The organism is Microbacterium sp. SORGH_AS_0454 (assembly GCF_031453395.1).
Taxonomy (GTDB): domain Bacteria; phylum Actinomycetota; class Actinomycetes; order Actinomycetales; family Microbacteriaceae; genus Microbacterium.
Genome location: NZ_JAVIYS010000001.1, coordinates 3,121,973 through 3,142,835 on the forward strand (window position 1 = coordinate 3,121,973; position 20,863 = coordinate 3,142,835).

At 69.4% G+C, this 20,863-nt stretch carries 17 protein-coding genes and 1 pseudogene; 12 read left to right on the forward strand and 6 right to left on the reverse strand.

What is annotated here, in order from left to right:
* Nucleotides 1-11: 11 nt before the first annotated feature.
* From tal to QE454_RS15050, 7 genes and pseudogenes are all read left to right on the forward strand, one after another.
* Nucleotides 12-1,133, forward strand: coding sequence for a transaldolase (gene tal, locus QE454_RS15020; RefSeq protein ID WP_210076635.1), 1,122 nt, complete (start codon nucleotides 12-14; stop codon nucleotides 1,131-1,133).
* Nucleotides 1,130-2,755 carry a glucose-6-phosphate isomerase gene (locus QE454_RS15025; protein WP_267787460.1) on the forward strand — a complete coding sequence of 542 codons (1,626 nt, stop codon included), beginning with the start codon at nucleotides 1,130-1,132 and terminating at the stop codon, nucleotides 2,753-2,755. Before tal ends, QE454_RS15025 begins: the two co-directional genes overlap by 4 nt.
* 2 nt (nucleotides 2,756-2,757) lie before the next feature.
* Nucleotides 2,758-4,308 carry a glucose-6-phosphate dehydrogenase gene (gene zwf / locus QE454_RS15030; protein WP_210076639.1) on the forward strand — a complete coding sequence of 517 codons (1,551 nt, stop codon included), beginning with the start codon at nucleotides 2,758-2,760 and terminating at the stop codon, nucleotides 4,306-4,308.
* A complete protein-coding gene (locus tag QE454_RS15035; RefSeq protein ID WP_210076641.1) occupies nucleotides 4,305-5,252 on the forward strand; it encodes a glucose-6-phosphate dehydrogenase assembly protein OpcA in 948 nt (315 codons plus the stop codon). Before zwf ends, QE454_RS15035 begins: the two co-directional genes overlap by 4 nt.
* Nucleotides 5,249-6,040 carry a 6-phosphogluconolactonase gene (pgl, locus tag QE454_RS15040; RefSeq protein WP_307460075.1) on the forward strand — a complete coding sequence of 264 codons (792 nt, stop codon included), beginning with the start codon at nucleotides 5,249-5,251 and terminating at the stop codon, nucleotides 6,038-6,040. The genes QE454_RS15035 and pgl overlap by 4 nt, the downstream gene beginning before the upstream one ends.
* 230 nt (nucleotides 6,041-6,270) lie before the next feature.
* Nucleotides 6,271-6,666 (forward strand): annotated as a pseudogene (locus QE454_RS15045) (ATP-binding protein); the annotation flags it as partial.
* Between the two features lie 1,463 nt (nucleotides 6,667-8,129).
* The gene (locus QE454_RS15050; protein ID WP_309668741.1) at nucleotides 8,130-8,798 is read left to right on the forward strand and encodes a LuxR C-terminal-related transcriptional regulator; all 669 of its coding nucleotides are present in this window, start codon (nucleotides 8,130-8,132) and stop codon (nucleotides 8,796-8,798) included.
* Nucleotides 8,799-8,912: 114 nt separating this feature from the next.
* Here QE454_RS15050 and QE454_RS15055 read toward each other — a convergent pair whose 3' ends face one another.
* Nucleotides 8,913-10,193, reverse strand: coding sequence for a glycosyltransferase family 2 protein (locus QE454_RS15055; RefSeq protein ID WP_307460065.1), 1,281 nt, complete (start codon nucleotides 10,191-10,193; stop codon nucleotides 8,913-8,915).
* Nucleotides 10,194-10,486: 293 nt separating this feature from the next.
* Between QE454_RS15055 and QE454_RS15060 the strand changes: the two genes are divergently transcribed.
* The 5 genes from QE454_RS15060 (at nucleotide 10,487) to QE454_RS15080 (ending at nucleotide 16,974) form a co-directional block, all read left to right on the forward strand.
* Nucleotides 10,487-11,818 carry a nucleotide sugar dehydrogenase gene (locus tag QE454_RS15060; RefSeq protein ID WP_267787465.1) on the forward strand — a complete coding sequence of 444 codons (1,332 nt, stop codon included), beginning with the start codon at nucleotides 10,487-10,489 and terminating at the stop codon, nucleotides 11,816-11,818.
* Complete coding sequence (locus tag QE454_RS15065) at nucleotides 11,815-12,879, forward strand: NAD(P)-dependent oxidoreductase (protein WP_307460062.1); 1,065 nt, start codon at nucleotides 11,815-11,817, stop codon at nucleotides 12,877-12,879. Before QE454_RS15060 ends, QE454_RS15065 begins: the two co-directional genes overlap by 4 nt.
* Nucleotides 12,879-14,693: a glutamine--fructose-6-phosphate transaminase (isomerizing) gene (glmS, locus tag QE454_RS15070; RefSeq protein ID WP_307460059.1), complete on the forward strand. Its 1,815-nt coding sequence runs from the start codon at nucleotides 12,879-12,881 to the stop codon at nucleotides 14,691-14,693. Before QE454_RS15065 ends, glmS begins: the two co-directional genes overlap by 1 nt.
* An 83-nt stretch (nucleotides 14,694-14,776) precedes the next feature.
* Nucleotides 14,777-16,228 carry a polysaccharide deacetylase family protein gene (locus QE454_RS15075; RefSeq protein ID WP_307460054.1) on the forward strand — a complete coding sequence of 484 codons (1,452 nt, stop codon included), beginning with the start codon at nucleotides 14,777-14,779 and terminating at the stop codon, nucleotides 16,226-16,228.
* 35 nt (nucleotides 16,229-16,263) lie between these two features.
* Nucleotides 16,264-16,974 (forward strand): hypothetical protein, encoded by a 711-nt coding sequence (locus QE454_RS15080; protein WP_309668746.1) that lies wholly within the window; start codon nucleotides 16,264-16,266, stop codon nucleotides 16,972-16,974.
* 70 nt (nucleotides 16,975-17,044) lie between these two features.
* On the opposite strand, the gene QE454_RS15085 is transcribed toward QE454_RS15080, so the two are convergent.
* From QE454_RS15085 to gap, 5 genes are all read right to left on the reverse strand, one after another.
* Nucleotides 17,045-17,398, reverse strand: coding sequence for an RNA polymerase-binding protein RbpA (locus tag QE454_RS15085; RefSeq protein ID WP_055955187.1), 354 nt, complete (start codon nucleotides 17,396-17,398; stop codon nucleotides 17,045-17,047).
* Between the two features lie 2 nt (nucleotides 17,399-17,400).
* Nucleotides 17,401-17,649 carry a preprotein translocase subunit SecG gene (secG, locus tag QE454_RS15090; RefSeq protein WP_056232190.1) on the reverse strand — a complete coding sequence of 83 codons (249 nt, stop codon included), beginning with the start codon at nucleotides 17,647-17,649 and terminating at the stop codon, nucleotides 17,401-17,403.
* 112 nt (nucleotides 17,650-17,761) lie between these two features.
* Entirely contained in the window at nucleotides 17,762-18,550 is a 789-nt protein-coding gene (gene tpiA, locus QE454_RS15095; RefSeq protein WP_210076656.1) for a triose-phosphate isomerase, read from the reverse strand.
* The gene (locus tag QE454_RS15100) at nucleotides 18,541-19,755 is read right to left on the reverse strand and encodes a phosphoglycerate kinase (RefSeq protein ID WP_307460048.1); all 1,215 of its coding nucleotides are present in this window, start codon (nucleotides 19,753-19,755) and stop codon (nucleotides 18,541-18,543) included. The genes tpiA and QE454_RS15100 overlap by 10 nt, the downstream gene beginning before the upstream one ends.
* A 6-nt stretch (nucleotides 19,756-19,761) precedes the next feature.
* A complete protein-coding gene (gap, locus tag QE454_RS15105) occupies nucleotides 19,762-20,772 on the reverse strand; it encodes a type I glyceraldehyde-3-phosphate dehydrogenase (protein ID WP_094734144.1) in 1,011 nt (336 codons plus the stop codon).
* Nucleotides 20,773-20,863 lie beyond the last annotated feature (91 nt).

A 20,863-nucleotide genomic window follows, 5' to 3' on the forward strand; every position in this document is an offset into this window, starting at 1 on the left:
GAACCAGAACAATGAGCACTCCCACCGCAGATCTCTCCGCCGCAGGCGTCAGCATCTGGCTCGACGACCTGTCGCGTCAGCGCATCCAGTCCGGCAACCTCGCCGAGCTCATCGAGAAGCGCGACGTCTCGGGCGTCACCACCAACCCGACGATCTTCGCCGGTGCGCTGTCGAAGGGCGAGGCCTACGAGGGCCAGGTCAAAGAGCTCGCCGCCCAGGGCGCCAGCGTCGACGAGGCGATCTTCTCGATCACCACCGACGACGTGCGCGACGCGTGCGACATCTTCCTCCCGGTCTTCGAGGCCACCAACGGCGTCGACGGTCGCGTCTCGATCGAGGTCTCCCCCGACCTCGCGCACGACACCGAGGGCACCGTCGCTCAGGCGAAGGACCTCTCGGCCCGCGTCGACCGCAAGAACGTCCTCATCAAGATCCCCGCCACCAAGGCCGGCCTGCCCGCCATCACCGAGGTCATCGGCGCCGGCATCTCGGTCAACGTCACGCTCATCTTCAGCCTCGAGCGCTACGAAGAGGTCATCGACGCGTACCTCGCGGGCGTCGAGAAGGCGCGCGACGCCGGTCACGACATCGCGAACCTGCAGTCCGTCGCGTCGTTCTTCGTCTCACGGGTCGACACCGAGATCGACAAGCGTCTCGCCGCGATCGGCACCGACGAGGCCGCCGACCTCAAGGGCAAGGCCGGCATCGCCAACGCGCGCCTGGCCTACGAGCTCTTCGAGAAGAAGTTCGCCGAGCCCCGCGCCAAGGAGCTCCTGGATGCCGGTGCCACGGTGCAGCGTCCGCTGTGGGCCTCGACCGGGGTCAAGGACCCGGCTCTGCCCGACACGCTCTACGTGACCGAGCTCGTCGCCCCCGGCACCGTGAACACGATGCCCGAGAAGACGCTCGAGGCCACGTTCGACCACGGCGTCATCACCGGCGACACCGTCACCGGCGCGTACTCCGAGGCGCACGAGGTCTTCGACCGCCTCGCCGCGGCAGGCGTCGACGTCACCGACGCCACCCAGGTGCTCGAGGACGAGGGCGTCGAGAAGTTCATCGCCTCCTGGCATGAGCTGCAGGACACCGTGAAGACCGCACTGCAGGCCGGAAGCGCCCAGGCCGCGCAGTGACTCTCGCCGTCAAGGTCACCGGCCACGTCAAGTCGGTCGTCGACGCGGAGCTGCCGGGCCTGACGGGCTCGCTCATCGCGTCGGGCATCACCGCGGGCGACGCCTCCCTATGGGGCGCCGCCGCGGAGGACGAGGCCTCGCGTCGGCTCGGGTGGGTGCGGGCGGTCTCCGTCTCGCGCCCGCTCGTGCCCGAGATCACGGCCCTGCGCGACGAGCTCGTCGCGCAGGGCGTGACCCGTGTCGTCCTGGCGGGGATGGGCGGATCCTCGCTCGCCCCCGAGGTCATCGCGCAGTCAGCGGGCGTACCTCTCGTCATCCTCGACTCGACCGCTCCGGGCCAGGTGCTGGCTGCGATCGACGGCGATGCCGAGTCCGGTGGCCTCGAGAAGACCGTGCTGGTCGTCTCGAGCAAGTCGGGCTCCACGATCGAGACCGATTCCGCCAAGCGCGCCTTCGAGGCCGCCTTCCGCGACCTCGGCATCGACCCGGTGGGTCGCATCGTCGTCGTCACCGACCCCGGCTCCCCGCTGGAGGAGTCGGCTCTCGCCGACGGCTACCGCGTCTTCACCGCCGACCCCACCGTGGGTGGGCGCTACTCGGCACTGACGGCGTTCGGACTCGTCCCCACGGGCCTCGCGGGCGTCGACATCGAGGATCTCCTCGACGAAGCGGATGCCACTCTGCTCGAGGTCGCGATCGACTCGCCTGAGAACCCCGCCCTCGTGCTGGCCGCGGCGATCGCCGGAGGCGGCGATCTTCGCCGCGACAAGCTCGGCCTGGTGACCGACGGCAGCCACATCATCGGCCTGCCGGACTGGATCGAGCAGCTCGTCGCCGAGTCGACGGGTAAGAACGGCACCGGCATCCTGCCCGTCGTCCTGCTCCCGGTCTCGCCCGAGCTCGAGACGAGACCGGACGACCTGCAGGTCGTGCGCTTCGTCGACGACGCCGACGCCTTCCACCTGTTCGAGCGCCACACCGGCGAGGTGCTGGTGAGCGGCTCACTCGGCGCGCAGTTCGTCGTGTGGGAGTACGCCACCGCGATCGCCGGTCGGCTGCTCGGGATCGACCCCTTCGATCAGCCCGACGTCGAGTCGGCCAAGACCGCGACGCGCGGTCTGCTCGACGCGCAACCCGCCCCCACCGCCCCGGCCTTCGTCGACGGCGGAGTAGAGGTGCGCGTCTCCGACCCGGCCCTGGCGGCCAGCGGAACGGTCGCCGGTGTGCTCGCGGCGCTGTGGCAGACGGTACCCGCGGACGGCTACGTCAGCGTTCAGGCGTACGTGAACCGACTCGACCTCGCCCAGCTCGCGGGGCTGCGCGAACTCGTGGCCGCCGATTCCGGTCGCCCCACGACGTTCGGGTGGGGACCGCGGTTCCTGCACTCCACCGGGCAGTACCACAAGGGAGGACCCGCGACCGGCGTCTTCCTGCAGATCCTCGAACGCACCGACGTCGACCTCGAAATCCCCGGTCGACCGTTCACGTTCGGACAACTCATCCAGGCACAGGCCGCGGGAGACGCGAGCGTGTTGGCGGAGGGCCACGGCCGTCCCGTCGTCACGCTGACGCTGACCGACCCGCAGGTCGAAGTGCTCTCACTCTTCGAGGCGGCACAGTAAGCATGGTCGTAGAGATCACTCCGGGTCACAATCCGTTGCGCGATCCCGAGGATCGCCGTTTGAGCCGAATCGCGGGGCCCAGCGCCCTCGTGATCTTCGGCGTCACCGGCGACCTCTCGCGCAAGAAACTCATGCCGGCGGTCTACGACCTCGCCAACCGCGGGCTGTTGCCCCCGGGCTTCGCGCTCGTGGGGTTCGCACGCCGCGACTGGGAGGACCAGGACTTCGCGAAGGTCGTCTACGAGTCGGTCAAGAAGTACGCCCGCACGGAGTTCCGCGAAGAGACGTGGAAGGAGCTCCTCGAGGGGATCCGCTTCGTCCAGGGCGAGTTCGACGACCCCGAGGCCTTCCAGCGCCTGCGTGCGACGGTCGACAAGCTCGACACCGAGCGCGGCACGATGGGCAACCACGCGTACTACCTCTCGATCCCGCCGAAGGCCTTCCCGCTGGTGACCACCCAGCTCAAGGCATCGGGGCTCGTCGGAGACGAGTCCGACGGCGTCAACGGGTGGCGTCGCGTGGTCATCGAGAAGCCGTTCGGCCACGATCTCGCTTCTGCTCGCGAGCTGAACGAGGTCGTCGAGAGCGCGTTCCCCGCCGACTCGATCTTCCGCATCGACCACTACCTCGGCAAAGAGACGGTCCAGAACATCCTCGCGCTGCGTTTCGCCAACGAGCTGTACGAGCCGATCTGGAATCGCAACTACGTCGATCACGTGCAGATCACCATGGCGGAGGACATCGGTGTCGGCGGCCGCGCCGGCTACTACGACGGCATCGGCGCAGCACGTGACGTCATCCAGAACCACCTGCTCCAGCTCCTGGCCCTCACCGCGATGGAAGAGCCCATCAGCTTCAACGCCGCGGATCTGCGTGCCGAGAAGGAGAAGGTGCTCGCCGCGGTCCGCGTGCCCGAGAACCTCGCCGAGGCCACCGCTCGCGGTCAGTACGCCGGCGGGTGGCAGGGCGGGGAGCAGGTGCTCGGCTTCCTCGAGGAAGACGGCATGAACCCCGAGTCGGTCACCGAGACGTACGCGGCGATCAAGCTCGAGATCAACACGCGCCGCTGGTCGGGCGTGCCCTTCTACGTCCGCAGCGGCAAGCGCCTGGGCCGCCGCGTGACCGAGGTGGCCGTCGTGTTCAAGCGCGCGCCGCAGCAGCTGTTCTCGCAGAGCCAGACGCAGGAGCTGGGGCAGAACGCCCTCGTCATCCGTGTTCAGCCCGACGAGGGTGTGACGATCCGTTTCGGCTCGAAGGTCCCCGGCGACGGCACCCAGGTGCGCGACGTCACGATGGACTTCGGCTACGGGCACGCTTTCACCGAGGCGAGCCCCGAGGCCTACGAGCGCCTCATCCTCGACGTGCTGCTCGGGGACCCGCCGCTGTTCCCCCGTCACGAAGAGGTGGAGCTCAGCTGGAAGATCCTCGACCCGATCGAGGAGTTCTGGGCCGCCCAGGGCGGTCCGCTCGAACAGTATTCGCCCGGTTCGTGGGGTCCGGCTTCCGCCGACGAACTCCTCGCCCGCGACGGCCGCACCTGGAGACGCCCGTGATCATCGATCTTCCCGACACCACTGTCAGCGCCATCTCGAAGAAGCTCGTGAGCGTGCGCGAAGAGGGCGGCGCCGTGGCCCTCGGCCGCGTGCTGACGCTCATCATCGTCACGCATCACGGTGCCGAAGAAGAGGTCATCGAGGCCGCGAACGACGCGTCGCGCGAGCACCCGATGCGCGTCATCGCCGTCCTGTTCGGCGACGGCGACGACGAGCCGCGTCTCGACGCGCAGATCCGCGTGGGCGGCGACGCCGGGGCGAGCGAGGTCGTGGTGCTCCGCGCCCACGGCGCCGCGGGCTCCAACGCCGAGAGTCTCGTGACCGGTCTGCTGCTCCCCGACGCGCCGGTCGTCGCGTGGTGGCCGGCCGACGCTCCCGACGATCCATCGCATTCCGCGATCGGTCGCATCGCCCAGCGTCGCATCACCGACGCGTCCTCTCAGGCGGATCCCGCCGCGTGGGTCGCGCACCTCGGCGAGCACTACGCCCCCGGCGACACCGACTTCGCATGGACCCGCGTGACGCGCTGGCGCGAGCAGTTGGCCGCGGTCCTCGACCAGCCGCCCTACGAGCCGGTCACCGCGATCGAGGTCCGCGGCGCCGCCGACTCCCCCTCCACCGCCCTGCTGGCGGCGTGGCTGGGGATGAAGCTCGAAGCCCCGGTCGACTACGCGTATCTGCCCGCGGACGAGTGGTCGAGCGGCATCAAGTCGGTGCGTCTGACGCGGGCAAGCGGCGACACCCTTCTCGAGCGCCCGGAGTCCGGTGTCGCGGTGCTGACCCAGCCGGGTCAACCCACGCACGACCTGGCATTCCCCCGGCGCACGCTCCGCGAGTGCCTCGCCGAGGAGCTCCGCCGCCTCGACCCCGACCTGCTCTACGGCCGCGTCATCACCGAGGGGCACGACCTTCTGCTCGCGGCGAGCGAGCGGAACGCGTCATGACCGACAACGGCTCGGCCAAACAGGTCATCATCAAGCCGGATGCCGAGAGCCTGGCATCCTACGTCGCCACGCGTTTCGTGAACCGCATCGTCAAGCGCGTCGCCGAGGGAAAGCGCATGCACGTGTGCCTGACCGGCGGGACGATGGGCGGAGCGGTGCTGCGCACGGCCGCGCGCGACGAGCGCATCGGGCAGATCGACTGGTCGCTCGTGCACTTCTGGTTCGGCGACGAGCGGTTCGTTCCGCGCGACTCCGCCGATCGCAACGAGAAGCAGGCGCGCGAGGCGTTCCTGGACCACCTCGACATCCCGGCCGAGAACATCCACACCGTGGCCTCGAGCGAAGACGGACTCGACCTCGATGCGGCGGCCATCGCCTACGCCGACGAGCTGGCGCAATTCGCGCCGTCCGATCGCAGCGAAACCGGTCCGTGGCCCGCGTTCGACATCTGCTTCCTCGGTGTCGGTCCCGACGCGCACATCGCCTCGCTGTTTCCGGATCGCCCCGAGATCTCGGTGGTCGATCGAGCCACCGTGCCGGTGCGCAACTCCCCCAAGCCGCCGAGCGAGCGTGTGTCGCTGACGCGACCGGTGATCAATTCGTCCAAGCGCGTGTGGATGGTCGTGGCGGGTGCCGACAAGGCCGCTGCTCTGGGCCTCGCCCTCGCCGGCGCCAGCTATCAGAGCGTGCCGGCGGCCGGAGCCAAGGGACGCCGCCGCACGGCGTTCTTCGTCGACGAGGTCGCGGCCGACCAGGTTCCGCCGCAGCTCATCGACCGCGAGTACTGAGACCCGCGAGAACGAGCGCTGCCGCCTGCGTCGCGCCTGTCGAGACCGGATGCCACACGGCATCCGGTCTCGGTCGTTACGCACTCGTAAGTCTGCCGGGGTCCCCGCCCATTGTCTTCGACCCATCGCGGTCTTACTCTTCTCGTGGGGGGCATCCTTGACCACTCGACGGGGCTCGATCCGCAAGGGTCGATCAGCGACGAGCGGCCGACGCAGCAGGGAGCGTTCGGATGCCATTTTTCGGTCGAGACCGAGAAACGCAGGTCACAGATAAAGACGTCGCGGCGCACAACGGCTCGGCGAGATTGTTGTTCGGAGAGCCCGGAATCGGCAAGACGCGCCTCGCGTGGGCTATCGCCGAGCGGCACGAGACGGTCGTCGTGTCGGCGAGCCCGAGTGAGCGCATGTGGCCGTACTCGGGGCTGTCAGCCGCTGCCGCGGCTCTCGGCGGCGCACGGGGGGCCGCCATCGATGGTCTGCTGGCTCGAGGTCGCGACTGGCCGGAGCACCTGCTCGCCGAGGAGCTGAACCGGACTCTGCATCTCGTCCACGACGAACCAGCCGTCCTCGTCATCGACGACCTCGATGAGATGGACGATGCGAGCATCGTCGTGCTGTCCTTCGTGTTCGCCCGCCTGCACGGGACGGGACTCACCGTCCTCGCCACCGCCCGCGAGTCCGGCGGCCGCCACGACTTCACGGGTATGGCGCATACGCGGATCCGGCGGCTGTCGTTCGACGAGTCCGTCGACCTCGCCCGGTCGGTCCTCGGAGCGAGCACCGCCGCGGCCGTCCTCTACACGATCGCGGAGGTCACGGCGGGCCACCCGGGCACGATCGTCCATGTGCGGCTGACGCCGCGAGAGGCCGCCGGCGACCAGCCCCTTCCTCTCCCCCTGCGCCTGGCAGACGACCGCGCACGTCGTCGAAGGGAAAGGCGTACCGCCGATGACCCGCGAGTGACCTCGCTGCTCGATCTGCTGGCGGTCGGCCCCGTCTTCAGCTATGACAGGTTGGGACTCGTCGCCGAGGAGCGCGGCGTCGACCTCGAGGCGCTCATCGACGACGGTCTCGTCTCGGTGCACGACGAGCTGGCCCGCATCGCCGACCCTGCCCGCCGGCTGAGCCACCACGCGGCACTGTCGACGGAAGAACGTCGTCGACTCCATGTCCGAGCGGCGCAGGAGCACGAGAGTGCACACCCGGCCACCTACCTGTGGCACACGAGCTTCATCCAGCCCGAGGCGGACCGCGAGGGACTGCTCGCCGCGGCCGTCGAGCTCGCCCGCGGCGGCGATCACCTCGAGGCGATCGAGTTCGCGGAGAGAGCGCTGGCCGGCGCGATCTCTCCCGAGGTGCGCTGCCGCCACCTCATCGACCTCGGCGAGGCCTTGGTGCTGCACGGTCAAGACGTGCAGGGGCGGCACTACCTGAACAGAGCCGGGCACGCAGCCCAGCCGGATCTTCGCGCTCGGGCGGCTCTCGCTCGGCTTCGCGCCACGGCGGCGATCGAACATATGATCGACGAGGCCGCCATCGCCGTCGCGGTCGATGCCGACGACGGCCGCACCGCCGAGCACGTCCTGTGCGAAAGCGCCCTCCTGCATCTCTGGCACGGCGAACTCGAGCGAGCCCGGGAGCTGATCGCCATGGCGATCGAGCGCGGTGTCGCCACGATCGAGACCGCTCTGGTGGCGAGATTGCTGGAAGCGCTGGGGACCGACACCCTCTCGGACCTGACGATCGACACCGGCGTCACCACGGCGCCGGCGGACGCCGAGCTGCCGATCGAGCTGGAGTTGCTCCAGTTGAGAGCCGGAGTCATGCGCGAGGAGTACGCCGCGGTGCGCCGCCGGATCCGAGGGCTGCTCGAGCGTACCCCCCGCTTGGCGCCGATCTGGCGCGACCACCTCTTGTGCCTGCTCGTCACGAACGAGGTTCGCGGAGGCGACCCCCTCGGAGCACACGAGGCCGTCGCCGCGTGGCGGCGGGAGTGGGTCGACGGTCGCACCGTCGACGTCGCGACGATTCTCGTGCTGGCCCCTCGGCCGCAGCCCTCGACCCGCTCGACCCGCAGGCCGGCGCTCTGGTGCGGCAGGGACGCGAACTGTGCCGGAGAGCAGGGACCCCGACTCTTCTTCCGTGGTTCGCCGTCATCGAGGGGCAGACGGCCCTGGCAGAGGGCCGCTATGACGACGCCGTCGTATCGCTGCAAGCCGGGCGGGACGCGGTCGAAGCCGACGACCCGGCTCTGCTGCGCGCCGACGCCGACCTGATCGAGGCGCTCTGGCTCAGCGGACGGCGGGCGCAGGCCCAGCAGGAGCTGCACGGGCTCGAACGCGCGGCCCGACGTTCCCCGCGCCGCTGGACCACGCTGGCCCTCGCGCGGTCGCGAGCGATCTGCGCCTCGGATCGCGACGCCGTCGGTGCGTTCCGCGAGGCCGAGGCGATCTACCGCACCGACGATGCGCCGCTCGAGCGCCGCCGTCTCGCGCGCGCTCGCGAGCGCTGCGTCACCGTCCACGAACGCGTCCTCCTGCGCCCCGTGCCCCGCACCGAGACGCGCAGTCGCTCCCTCACCGCCCAAGAGCACGATGTCGTCGCTCTGGTCGAGAAGGGCCTGCGCAACCGCGAGATCGCGGCATCCCTCTTCCTCTCTCTCCGCACCGTCGAGCTGCGGCTCACCGGGATCTACCGCAAGCTCGGGGTCAGTTCGCGCGCCCACCTCATCGCCACGCTGCACAACGCCGCGAGCTGACGGGAGGGCAGCCGAACACTCACGGCCCCGCGCGAGGCGAGGAGACGCGGCTCGCGCGACGGGGTACGCGGCCCCTTCGACGACAGGGGAAAACCAGGGGGAACCCCGCGCCGGTCACGCCACAGATTCCCGGGCGGGCCGTATCGCGCGCCGATCGGGGCTGCGCCACCGGCCGTCCGAGGGACGCCCCAGGGCGGCCCCGAGTGCGCGTAAGCACTGCACCGCGTCCCAGACGCGCATGAGGGGGAACAGCAGCATCCACGCGCGGGGACGCACGCGCGAGATCGCGCACGCGAACGCCGTCATCACGGCATCCACGACGAAGAATCCCAGCGCGATGGGCCCCACCGGGAACGCGGCCGACACCCATGCCGACACCTGCCCCGCCTCGCCCGAGAGCAGAGGGGCCGTCACCAGCGCCGCCGTTGTCACGAGCAGGACGGGCAGGATGGCCGTCAGGACGACGCTGGACACCACGGTCTCGAGCGCGAAGACGCCGACCGTCGCCGAGAAGAGCCCCGGCCGCACACCGTGGCGACGTACCGTCTGCCAGAACCCCAGGCTCCACCGCCGCACCTGCGCTGTGTAGTCGCGGAAGACGGCCGGATCCTGCGTCTCGGCGATCGCGCACTCGGGATGGAAGGCGATGCGTCCGAGCCGCTTCGCGTGCACCTCGAACGTCATGTTGAAGTCCTCGATCGACAGGCCCGGAGCGTCGATGTCGATACGGTCGAGCACGTCGGTGCGGTACAGACTGGCAAACCCCGGCACGATCGCCACGACGTCCGCGGCGCGGGCGGCCTGACCGAACTTGTGCAGGTACTGCGTGCAGACGTAGGTGCGCTCACGATAGGCCGTGAGGAATCGTCCCATGCGGGTGGTCGGTGCGTCGGCTGCGGTCGTGGCGCACCCGGCCACGGCGACCACACCGTCGTCGGTGAACAGGGGCAGAGCTGTCTGGAGGTAGTCCGGCCGGGGCCGGGAGTCGGCGTCGAGCAGCAGAAGGAGGGGAAAGCGCGACGGGATGCCGAACCGCTCGAGCCCCTCGCGGATGGCACCGGCCTTCCCACGGTTGGGCGTGAGATCCCACGCGGTGGCCCCCTCGGTACGCGCGCGCTCCACCGTCGCATCGCTCGAACCGTCGGACACCACGAACACGTTGCGCGCGGGCACCAGGCGGCACGCGGCCGCGACGGCGTCGGCGATGACGAGCTCCTCGTTGTGCGCCGCGATCAACACGGCCACCTCGTCTCGGCGGTAGTACATCGACGGCGAGAGCAGGGCGTGCTCCTGCCGACCCTCGGCCAGCAGGCGGCAGATCGCAGCGAGCCCCCACACCAGGGTCGACACGCCGATCGTGCACACAGCGACCATGACGACGGCGGCGGGGGTCATGGCATCCCTCCTCTTCGGGGCGAGGCGTTCGTGCCGACGGTACGCCGTGCCCAGGCCGAAGACGACCGCAACCGCCCGCACAGCGACGTGCGGTTTCCCGCACTCCGCGGTGCGGTCGGCGGCAACCCGCATGATGCGGCCGGCGATCTTGACCGTCGCCGGAGCCGCGCCCCAGTGTGATTCCCGGAGCAGCGTCGATACCCGACGGACGCCGTCCCATCACCCGAATTCCTCCGAGGGGGCGCCTCATCTCCCCCGAGCCGTCCCCTCGGACCCTGCCTTGGAGGATGAACATGTCCACTCTCGACATCCGGGCCGACGTGGTCACCACGCCGCCGCCCTCTGCTCCCGCCCCGACGCGGACGTTCGACTTCGACGTCGCCATCGTGGGGCTGGGATACGTGGGGCTCCCGACGGCGCTCGCCTACCACGCCAGCGGCTCCCGAGTGATCGCCCTCGATGTCTCCACCCGGCGCCTGCGCACCATCGCCGCTCGAGGCGCCGACCTCATCGGATCCGATCGGGAGCGTCTCGAGACGGCCCTGCGCGCACCTGCCGGATTCCGGCTCACCAGCGACCCCTCGGAGCTCCGTCGCGCCGCCGCGATCGTCGTGTGCGTGCCGACGCCCGTGGATCATCAGCAGGTGCCGGATCTCACCGCGCTCCGGGCGGCGTGCGCCACCGTCGTCGCCGCCGTCCGGCCCGGGCAGCTCGTCATGCTCACCTCGACCACCTACGTCGGGTGCACGCACGATCTGGTCGAGATGCCGCTTCGGGAGCGTGGGATGCAGGTCGGCCGCGACGTGTTCGTGACCTTCAGCGCCGAGCGCATCGACCCCGGCAACATCGGGTTCGCCCAAGAGATCGTCCCCCGCGTCGTCGGTGGAGCCACCCCGCAATGCGAAGAGGAGGGCGCTCGACTCCTCGCCCGTTACGCCGCGCGGGTGCACCGGGTGTCGAGCCTGGCCACCGCCGAGATGACGAAACTGCTCGAGAACACTTTTCGCGCCGTCAACATCGCCCTGGCCAACGAATTCGCCGACATCTGCGGTGCTCTCGACGTGCGTATCACCGAGGTCATCGAGGCCGCGAGCACCAAGCCCTACGGATTCATGGCGTTCTACCCGGGCCCGGGGGTCGGGGGCCACTGCATCCCGTGCGACCCGCACTACCTGCTGTGGCAGCTCAAGGCCCTCCACGTCGACGCCGGCGTGATCACCGAGGCCATGACCCGCATCGCCGCCCGCCCCCTCCGGGTCGTCGACCGCATCCGCGACGTCCTGGGTCGCGCGGGCAAGGGAACCCTCGGCGCCCGCATCCTCATCGTCGGCGTCACCTACAAGCCCGACGTCGCCGACCTCCGCGAGTCTCCCGCCCTGGAGATCATCGACCACCTCATCGACGCCGGCGCAGAGGTGCAGTACGTCGACACGCACGCACCGCACATCCACCTCGACTCGGGGCGGGAACGCGACTCGCTCGCCGACCCAGCGGACTTCCATCCCGACGTCGTGCTCGTGCACACGCGCCACCATGACAGCGACCTCGGCTGGCTCGACGGCGAAGCCGTGGTCGTCGACGGCACCTACCGCAGCGCCGACATCGCGGGGCGGGTGCTCCTGTGAGCGGCGTGCCGGTCTATCCGGGCTCCGCGCACTCGCACACGCGCACGCTGGTCACCGGCGGCGCCGGCTTCATCGGGAGCCACCTCGTCGAGCATCTGCTCGCTCTCGGTGACGAGGTCGTCGTCCTCGACGATCTCTCCACCGGCTCAGCCCGCAACCTCGCGGGCATCGCCGACAACCCCCGCCTCGAGATGATCCACGGCTCGATCCTCAACACCAAGACGGTGGGTTCGGCGATGCGGAGCTGCGACCGCGTGTTCCACCTGGCCGCGGCCGTGGGGGTCAAGCTCATCGTCGAGCAGCCGCTGAGGGGACTGCGCATCAACATCCACGGCACCGAGAACGTGCTGACCGCCGCCATCGAGCAGCAGGCCTCGGTGCTGATGGTGTCGACGAGCGAGGTGTACGGCAAGAACACCGCCGACCGCCTACGCGAGGACTCCGATCGCGTGCTCGGCGACCCGCTGCTCTCACGCTGGACGTACGCCGGGGCGAAGGGGATCGACGAGGCGTTCGCGAAAGCGTACTGCGACCAGGAGGGCCTGGACGTCTCGATCGTGCGCCTGTTCAACACCGTCGGCCCCCGCCAGACCGGACGCTACGGCATGGTGCTGCCGAATCTCGTGGGCCAAGCCCTGCGCGGCCAGCCGCTCACCGTCTTCGGCGACGGGCAGCAGACGCGCTGCTTCTCGGCGGTCGAAGACGTGGTTCCCGCGATGGTCGCCATCGAGAGAGATCCGCGCGCCCGCGGCCAGGCCTACAACCTCGGCGGCGCTCGCGAGATCTCGATCTCGGCGCTGGCGGAGGAGATCATCCGCACCCTGGACAGTCGCAGCACGATCCAGCTGGTTCCCTACGAGCAGGCGTATGCGCCGGGGTTCGAGGACATGCGCCGCCGTGTGCCCGACAACACCAAAGCGCACGACCTCGTGGGCTACGAGCCGCACACCTCGCTGACCTCGACCATCATGCGCGTCGCCGCCGATCTGCTCTCGCGCGAACGACTCGGTTCGGATGCCATGCCGTTGGCCGGTGCCGGCTCCTTTCGGGGGGTTCTCTGATGTGCGGGATCACCGCCTATCGCGGACCATCCTCAGCCGCATCGCGCGCGCGATCCGCCCTCGAACGCCTGGAGTATCGGGGCTACGATTCCGCGGGCATCGCCGCCCGGCACCTCGACGGCACGACGCTGCACGTGCGCACGCTCGACGGCGTGGCCTCCCTGACCGACGCGGTGCATTCGGATGAGTCGGGGACGGATGCCACGACCGCGGCGATCGGCCACACGCGCTGGGCCACCCACGGCGAGGTGAGCCGACGCAATGCCCATCCGATCGAGGACTGCAGCGGCCGGCTCTTCGTGGTGCACAACGGGATCATCGACAACGCCGATCTGCTGCGCGCGCATCTCGTCGCCGGCGGACACCGCTTCGCCACCGACGTGGATACCGAGGTGATCGTGCACCTCGTCGAGCAGGCCCTGCGCCCGGGGGTCGGTCTCGGTGACGCCCTCGCCGACGCGGCCCGGCACCTCGAGGGGTCCTGGGCTGTCGTCGCCCTCGACGCGCGCACGGGAGCCCTCGCGGGCACCGCGCACGGCTCTCCCCTCATCTTCGCCGAGGGTGAGGAGGGAGTGTACTTCGCGAGCGACGTCGGCGCGATCACACCCGTCGTGGAGGCGTTCCGCGTGCTGGAGGACGATGACGTCGTCGAGGTCGATGCCGAGGGGATGCGCTGGCACCGTTCCGGCGGCAGCTGCCGTCCGCGGGGGCTGTGGCCGGTGCCCCAGACGGCCTATCTCGCCAGCAAGGGGCGCCACCGCGACCACATGGGCAACGAGATAGACGAGCAGCCCGCTGTGGCTCGCCGGGTGCTGGAGGTGCTCACCCCGGGTATCGCCGACGGGCTGCTCTGGCGCGGGATGGGCCTGGCCCCGCTCGACGAGATCGACCGCGTCACCGTCCTCGGTTGCGGGACCTCGCTGCACGCGGGGCGGGCCGTCGCGCAGGTCTTCTCGCGTCTGGGCGGTCTTCCCACCCGGACCCTCGTCGCGAGCGAGGCGGCGCACGAGGTCTGGGAGCCGCGGACCCTCGTGATCGCGCTCAGCCAGTCCGGGGAGACGGCCGACGTGTTGAGGGCCCTCGACAGGCTGCCCGAGGGTGCCGCCACGGTGCTGGCACTGACGAACAACCCCTCCTCGACACTCGCGCGACGCGCCGACGCCACGCTGGACTGCCTCGCCGGCCCCGAGATCGGCGTCGCGGCGACGAAGACCTTCGTCGCACAGGTGCTCACGGGCGCGTGCCTCGCCCTATCGGGGCTCTCCGTGTCGTCGCGAACCGACGCGATCGCGCTCGAGAGCGACCTGCGGGCGATGGCCGCGACCCCCGACGCGCTCTCGGCGGCGCTGGACACCTGGCGGGAGCCGTCCGCAAAGATGGCCGGCGAGTTCGTCGACGCGCCCGGCTTCCTCTTCCTGGGGAGGGGCTCCGGCCTCGTCTACGCGGCCGAGGGCGCCCTCAAGCTCAAGGAGCTGTCGTATCGCTGGGCCGAGCACCAACCGGCGGGAGAGCTCAAGCACGGCCCGCTCGCCCTGGTGGACACCGGCACCCCCGTGTTCGTCGTCGACAACGGCGATCCTCGACTCGATGTCGACATCGCCGAGATCCTCGCCCGCGGGGGGCGTGTGCTGCGCGTCGGTGAGAGGGTGCTGAACGTCGGCGGTCTGCCCATGCACCTGCCGCGGACCGGTCCCTCGTGGGGGCCGCTCGAAACGGTGGTGCCCCTGCAGATGTTCGCGCGAGAGCTCGCGCTGCGGCTGCGTCGCGACGTCGACAAGCCTCGCAATCTCGCCAAGTCGGTGACGGTCTCATGACCGATCGCGCCCCCGACGAATGCGCGTCCGACGACGCCCCGGTGCGTCGACGGACGACCCCTCTCACCCGAAAGGACTCCCCCATGATCCAACGACACGCCGCCCCCGGGCGGCGACGGATTCGGGCCCTGGCGGTGCTCGCCGCCGTCGCCGTGGGAACGGGCGGGCTCATCGCCACCTCGCCCCCGGCATCGGCGCCGGCGCAGGCCGCGACCCGCACGATCGTCAGCCTCACTTTCGACGACGCCAACTCCGACCAGCTCAATGCTCTCCCCTCCCTGCAGGCCAACGGCATGAAGGGGACGTTCTACGTCAACTCCGGCTTCATCGGAGCCGCGGGGCACATGACCCGAACCGATCTGACGAACCTGAAGAATGCGGGGCATGAGCTCGGCGGCCACACCGTCAACCACCCCGACCTCGCGCAGGTGAGCATCGACGAGGCCACCCGGCAGATCTGCACCGACCGGAAGAACCTCACGTCGTGGGGGTTCGCGGTCCGCAGCTTCGCGTACCCGTTCGCGTCCGCCGACGCCGCGGTCGAGAAGGCGGTGGCGAACTGCGGGTACAACAGCGCACGACTTCTCGGCGACATCCGCAGCCGCTTCGGGTGCCCCGAGTGCGCCTACGCGGAGTCCACCCGACCCGCCGACAAGTACGCGCTGAAAGCCCTCGATCAAGTCGACGCCACCTGGACGCTCGACGACCTCAAGGCCGGGGTCACCAACGCCGAGAAGAACGGCGGCGGTTGGGTGCCGTACACCTTCCACGACATCTGCGACGACGCCTGCAGCGACCTCGCGGTGACCACGTCGCTCTTCGGACAGTTCACCGCGTGGCTGAAGACCCGCCAGTCGGCCGGCACGGTGGTCAAGACCGTCGGCGAGGTCATCGGCGGCGCCACCAAGCCGGTGGTCGACGGCCCCTCGGTGCCCGTGGTGACAGGGTCCGCCAACGGCATCGTCAACCCAAGCATGGAGACCGGTGCCCCCGACTGCTGGATGAGGGGCGGATACGGCGACAACTCACCGGCCTTCAGCACGGGGTCGCCCGCCCATACGGGCAACATCTCAAGCGCTATCGTGATGTCGAACTACGTCGACGGGGACGCCAAGTTGCTGCCGCAGTTCGACCTCGGGCAGTGCTCCCCCACCGTGACGCCCGGCACGTCGTACACGCTTCGCGAGTGGTACCAGTCGAGCGGAGTGACGCAGTTCGCCGTCTATCTCCGTTCGACGAGCGGCTCGTGGTCGTACTGGACCTCCAGCCCCTGGTTCGGCTCGGCGTCGGATTGGATGCAGGCCGATTGGACGACCGCGGCCATCCCGGCCGGGTACAACGGCATCAGCTTCGCGCTGACGATCTTCGGCAACGGCACCCTCCGAGCCGACGACCTGCAGCTCTACGACAGCGCCGGTGCCCCGCCCCTGGCTCCTGCCACCGTGACCGCTCCCTCGTTCGCCCCGATGACCGCGACACCCCCTCAGGGACCGGTGGAGAAGGTCCACCCCACCGAAAGCGACATCAGCGAGTGACGCGAGCGTTGCGGCCGACGGCGGCGACCACCCTCGTGGTGGTTGCCGCCGTCGGCCTGTCGGCGTGCGCCCCGCTCGCGGCTCCTCGCCCCGACACGGGGTACCCGTGGCACACCGACGTCGTAGCCACCACGTTCTGGGTCGGCGAGGTGTTCGATCCAAACACCTCCGACGGCAATCAGCGCATCTCGACCTACGACTCCGACTGGCTCGGCTCGTACGGCGGCTGCGATGGGATCGTCGTCGGCGACGACTGCCGGACCGAGCCCCGAACCCCCGGGTCGGGCTACTTCCCCACCGCGATGACACCCCGCGAGAACCCGTTCTACCTCGATCTTCCCTTCGACGACGTCAACGACGACACGGCCTTCGCCACGCGGGGAGAGGTCATCCCCTGGGCGAGCGAGCCCGCCTATACGGCCGTCGTCGACGAGCGCTCCGCGAGCCTCATGAAGAACCGCTGGGTCGTCCTCCGCGCAGCCGGACGCATCTGTTACGGCCAGATCGAGGACGCCGGCCCCGGCGAGTACCACGACGCCGCGTACGTCTTCGGCTCCGACGACCAGCGCCCCGCCAACGCGCGCTACAACGGTGCCGGGCTCGACGTATCCCCGGCTCTCAACGGCTGCCTGGGCTTCAGCGACCTGAACGGCCAAGACGACCGCGTCGACTGGTCCTTCGTCGACGAGGAGAACGTCCCCTCCGGACCCTGGACGACGATCGTGACGGACTCCCCCGTCCGCTGAGCGGACCGCGCACACGCAGAAGGGCCGGATGCCATGGCATCCGGCCCTCGTGTCGTGCGCGCTCGGGGACTTACTGTCCGCGACGCTCGCGCAGCTGCTGCAGCGCGTCGTCGAGCAGCGAGGCGGCTTCTTCGTCGCTGCGGCGCTCCTTCACGTACGCGAGGTGCGTCTTGTAGGGCTCCGCCTTGGCCAGGGCCGGCGGGTTGGCCTTGTCGCGACCGGCGGGAAGACCGGAGTGCGGGGAGTCGATGGTCTCGGGGATCTCGTCGTCGGGAATACCCGCGGCGAAGTAGCGCACCGTCTCGTTGCCGAGCGCATCCCAATACGACACGGCGACGCGGTCGGCGTGGAAGCCGTGATCCTGTTCGCCCATGGGGCCCGCGCCGACACGCGAGCCGCGGATGGCATTGCCTCCAGTGGCCATGATCAGATCTCCGCGAACTTGGTCAGCAGACCGAGACCGACGATGGTGACGAACCACACCAGCGCGAGCACGATCGTGAAACGGTTGAGGTTACGCTCGGCCAGGCCCGACGAACCGAGGGCGGAACTCATCCCGCCGCCGAACATGTCGGACAGACCGCCGCCGCGACCCTTGTGGAGCAGGATGAGCAGGGTCAACAGGAGGCTGGTGATACCCAGGAGCACCTGCAGGACGAACTCGAGAATCTGCACAGTCGAAAGCCTTTCGTAGCGATCGGTTCGACCGCACAAGCGTCAAGTATACGGGGACGCGTCCCAGACGCACGGATGCCCGCGGCGTAACGCCGCGGGCATCCGGTCAGCGTCAGACGCCGACGTGCTTCTGGAACCGGACGATGGCGGCGAACTCATCGACGACGAGGCTCGCACCGCCCACCAGGGCGCCGTCCACGTCGGGCTCGCGCATGAAGCCCGCGATGTTGCCGGACTTCACCGAGCCGCCGTACAGCACGCGGGTGCGAGCGGCCGCATCGGCGCCGAGCTTGTCGGCCACGACCGCGCGGAGCTTGGCGCAGACCTCCTGGGCCTGGTCGGGCGTCGCCGCCTGACCGGAGCCGATGGCCCACACCGGCTCGTACGCCACGACGATGTCGGCATCCGCCGCGACACCTTCGAGGGCGACCTCGAGCTGACCGACGGGAACGGCGCTCGCGCCGAACTTCTCGAGGTCCTCCGAGGTCTCACCGACGCAGATCACCGGAGCGAGGCCGTGACGGAGGGCCGCCTGGGTCTTCGCTGCGACGACCTCGTCGGTCTCGTTGTGGAACTGACGACGCTCGGAGTGCCCGATGATCACGTACTTCGCGTCGAGCTTGGCCAGGAACTGGCCCGAGATCTCGCCCGTGTACGCACCGGAGTCGTGCGCGGACAGGTCCTGACCGCCGAGGGCGAAGTCGATCTTGTCGGCGTCGAGCAACGTCTGCACGGTGCGCAGGTCGGTGAACGGCGGGAAGACCGCGACCTCGACGCTTCCGGTCTCGTGCTTGGCCTCCTTCAGCGTCCAGTGCAGCTTCTGGACGAACGCGACCGCCTGCAGGTGGTCGAGGTTCATCTTCCAGTTGCCGGCGATGAGAGGGGTTCTGGTCACTGCCATCCGAGGACCTCCAGTCCGGGGAGCTTCTTGCCTTCGAGGAATTCCAGGCTCGCGCCGCCACCGGTGGAGATGTGGCCGAAGGCGTCGTCCGTGAAACCGAGCTGACGCACGGCCGCGGCGGAGTCGCCGCCGCCGACGACGCTGAGGCCGTCGACCTCGGTGAGCGCCTGGGCGACGGTCTTCGTTCCGGCTTCGAACGCCTTCATCTCGAACACGCCCATCGGGCCGTTCCAGAAGACGGTGCGCGAGCCGCGGATGGCGTCGGCGAAGATCTCCGCCGTGCGGGGTCCGATGTCGAGACCGAGCCCCGAGGCACCGAAAGCGGTGTTCTCGAGAGAGTCGGCGTCGGCGACCACGTGTTCGGCATCCGCCGAGAAGGACGCCGCGACGACCGCGTCGACGGGGAGCACGATCTCGACGCCGCGCTCCTTCGCCGTGGCGAGGTAGCCCTTGACGGTGTCGATCTGGTCCTTCTCGAGCAGGCTCGAGCCGACCTTGTGGCCCTCGGCGACGAGGAAAGTGAACATCATGCCGCCGCCGACGAGGAGCTTGTCCACGCGAGGGAGCAGGTGCTCGATCACGCCGAGCTTGTCGCTGACCTTCGAGCCGCCGAGCACGACCGTGTAAGGACGCTCCGGGTTCTCGGTGAGACGGTCGAGGACCTCGAGCTCCTTCTGGATCAGAAGGCCCGCGGCGGAGGGCACCAGCTTCGCGAGGTCGTAGACGCTCGCCTGCTTGCGATGCACGACACCGAAACCGTCCGACACGAGAGCGTCGCCGAGACGGGCGAGCTCCCGCGCGAAGGCCTGGCGCTCGGCCTCGTCCTTGGAGGTCTCGCCGGCGTTGAAGCGGAGGTTCTCAATGACGGCGACCTCGCCGTTCTCCAGCGAGGAGACGGCATCCTGAGCGGATTCACCCACCGTGTCGCGCGCGAACGCGACCGGCTGACCGAGCAGCTCGGACAGACGCTGCGCGACGGGCTCGAGAGAGAACTTCGGATCGGGTGCCCCGTCGGGGCGGCCGAGGTGCGAGCACACGACCACACGCGCGCCGGCGTTGATCAGTGCGTTGAGGGTCGGCAGCGACGCGCGCACGCGGCCATCGTCCGTGATGATCCCGTCCTTGAGAGGAACGTTGAGATCACAACGGACGATGACGCGCGTGCCGGCCAGCGACCCCAGCGAATCGAGGGTGCGCAGAGCCATGAAGGGTTACAGGCGCTCGGCGACGTACTCGGTCAGGTCGACGAGACGGTTGGAGTAGCCCCACTCGTTGTCGTACCACGACGAGACCTTGACGAGGTTGCCGCTGACGTTGGTCAGCTCCGCGTCGAAGATCGAGGAGTGCGGGTTGCCCTGGATGTCGCTCGAGACGATCGGGTCCTCGGTGTACTGGAGGATGCCGTTCAGGCGACCCTCGGCAGCAGCCTTCTTGTAGACCTCGTTGACCTGGTCGACCGTCAGACCCTCGGTGGGCGTGACGATCGTGAGGTCGACGATCGAGCCGGTGGGAACCGGAACGCGGTACGACGAGCCGCTGAGCTTGCCGTTCAGCTCGGGCAGGACCAGGCCGATGGCCTTGGCGGCACCGGTCGAGGCGGGGACGATGTTGATGGCCGCGCCGCGCGCACGACGAAGGTCGCTGTGCGGGCCGTCCTGCAGGTTCTGGTCGGCCGTGTAGGCGTGAGCGGTCATCATGAAACCGCGCTCGATACCGAAGGCCTCGTTGAACACCTGGGCGAGGGGCGCCAGGCAGTTCGTGGTGCACGACGCGTTCGAGATGATGACGTCGGTCTCGGGGTTGTAGGTCTCTTCGTTGACGCCCATGACGATGGTCGCGTCGTCGCCCGTTGCGGGAGCCGAGATGAGAACCTTCTTGGCACCGCCGGTGATGTGCTTCTTGGCGTCTTCGGCCTTGGTGAAGCGACCGGTGGACTCGATGACGATGTCGACGCCGAGCTCGCCCCAGGGGAGGTTGGCGGGGTCGCGCTCTTCGAAGACCTTGATGGTCTTGTCTCCGACGGTGATGGAGTCTGCGGTGTACGAGACGTCCTCGGTCAGCACGCCGCCGACGGAGTCGTACTTGAGGAGGTGCGCCAGCGACTTGTTGTCGGTGAGGTCGTTCACCGCCACGATTTCGAGGTCGGCACCCTGCGCGAGAGCTGCGCGAAGGTAGTTGCGTCCGATACGGCCGAAGCCGTTGATTCCGATCTTGACGGTCACGGAATATCTCCTGAATCAGTTGTGCGCGAGAAGCGCGTGATTGCGATGTTCGCTGGCGGACAACGGCGTCCCGGTGGGGTGTCCCACCGGG

What these genes read in the sequence shown, in the direction of transcription:
- QE454_RS15060 (WP_267787465.1), top strand. Translation starts at nt 10,487, where the DNA reads ATGTCCACTCTCGACATCCGGGCCGACGTGGTCACCACGCCGCCGCCC.
- tpiA (WP_210076656.1), bottom strand. Translation starts at nt 18,550, where the DNA reads ATGGCAGTGACCAGAACCCCTCTCATCGCCGGCAACTGGAAGATGAAC.
- pgl (WP_307460075.1), top strand. Translation starts at nt 5,249, where the DNA reads ATGACCGACAACGGCTCGGCCAAACAGGTCATCATCAAGCCGGATGCC.
- QE454_RS15100 (WP_307460048.1), bottom strand. Translation starts at nt 19,755, where the DNA reads ATGGCTCTGCGCACCCTCGATTCGCTGGGGTCGCTGGCCGGCACGCGC.
- QE454_RS15055 (WP_307460065.1), bottom strand. Translation starts at nt 10,193, where the DNA reads ATGACCCCCGCCGCCGTCGTCATGGTCGCTGTGTGCACGATCGGCGTG.
- zwf (WP_210076639.1), top strand. Translation starts at nt 2,758, where the DNA reads ATGGTCGTAGAGATCACTCCGGGTCACAATCCGTTGCGCGATCCCGAG.
- glmS (WP_307460059.1), top strand. Translation starts at nt 12,879, where the DNA reads ATGTGCGGGATCACCGCCTATCGCGGACCATCCTCAGCCGCATCGCGC.
- QE454_RS15085 (WP_055955187.1), bottom strand. Translation starts at nt 17,398, where the DNA reads ATGGCCACTGGAGGCAATGCCATCCGCGGCTCGCGTGTCGGCGCGGGC.
- tal (WP_210076635.1), top strand. Translation starts at nt 12, where the DNA reads ATGAGCACTCCCACCGCAGATCTCTCCGCCGCAGGCGTCAGCATCTGG.
- QE454_RS15075 (WP_307460054.1), top strand. Translation starts at nt 14,777, where the DNA reads ATGATCCAACGACACGCCGCCCCCGGGCGGCGACGGATTCGGGCCCTG.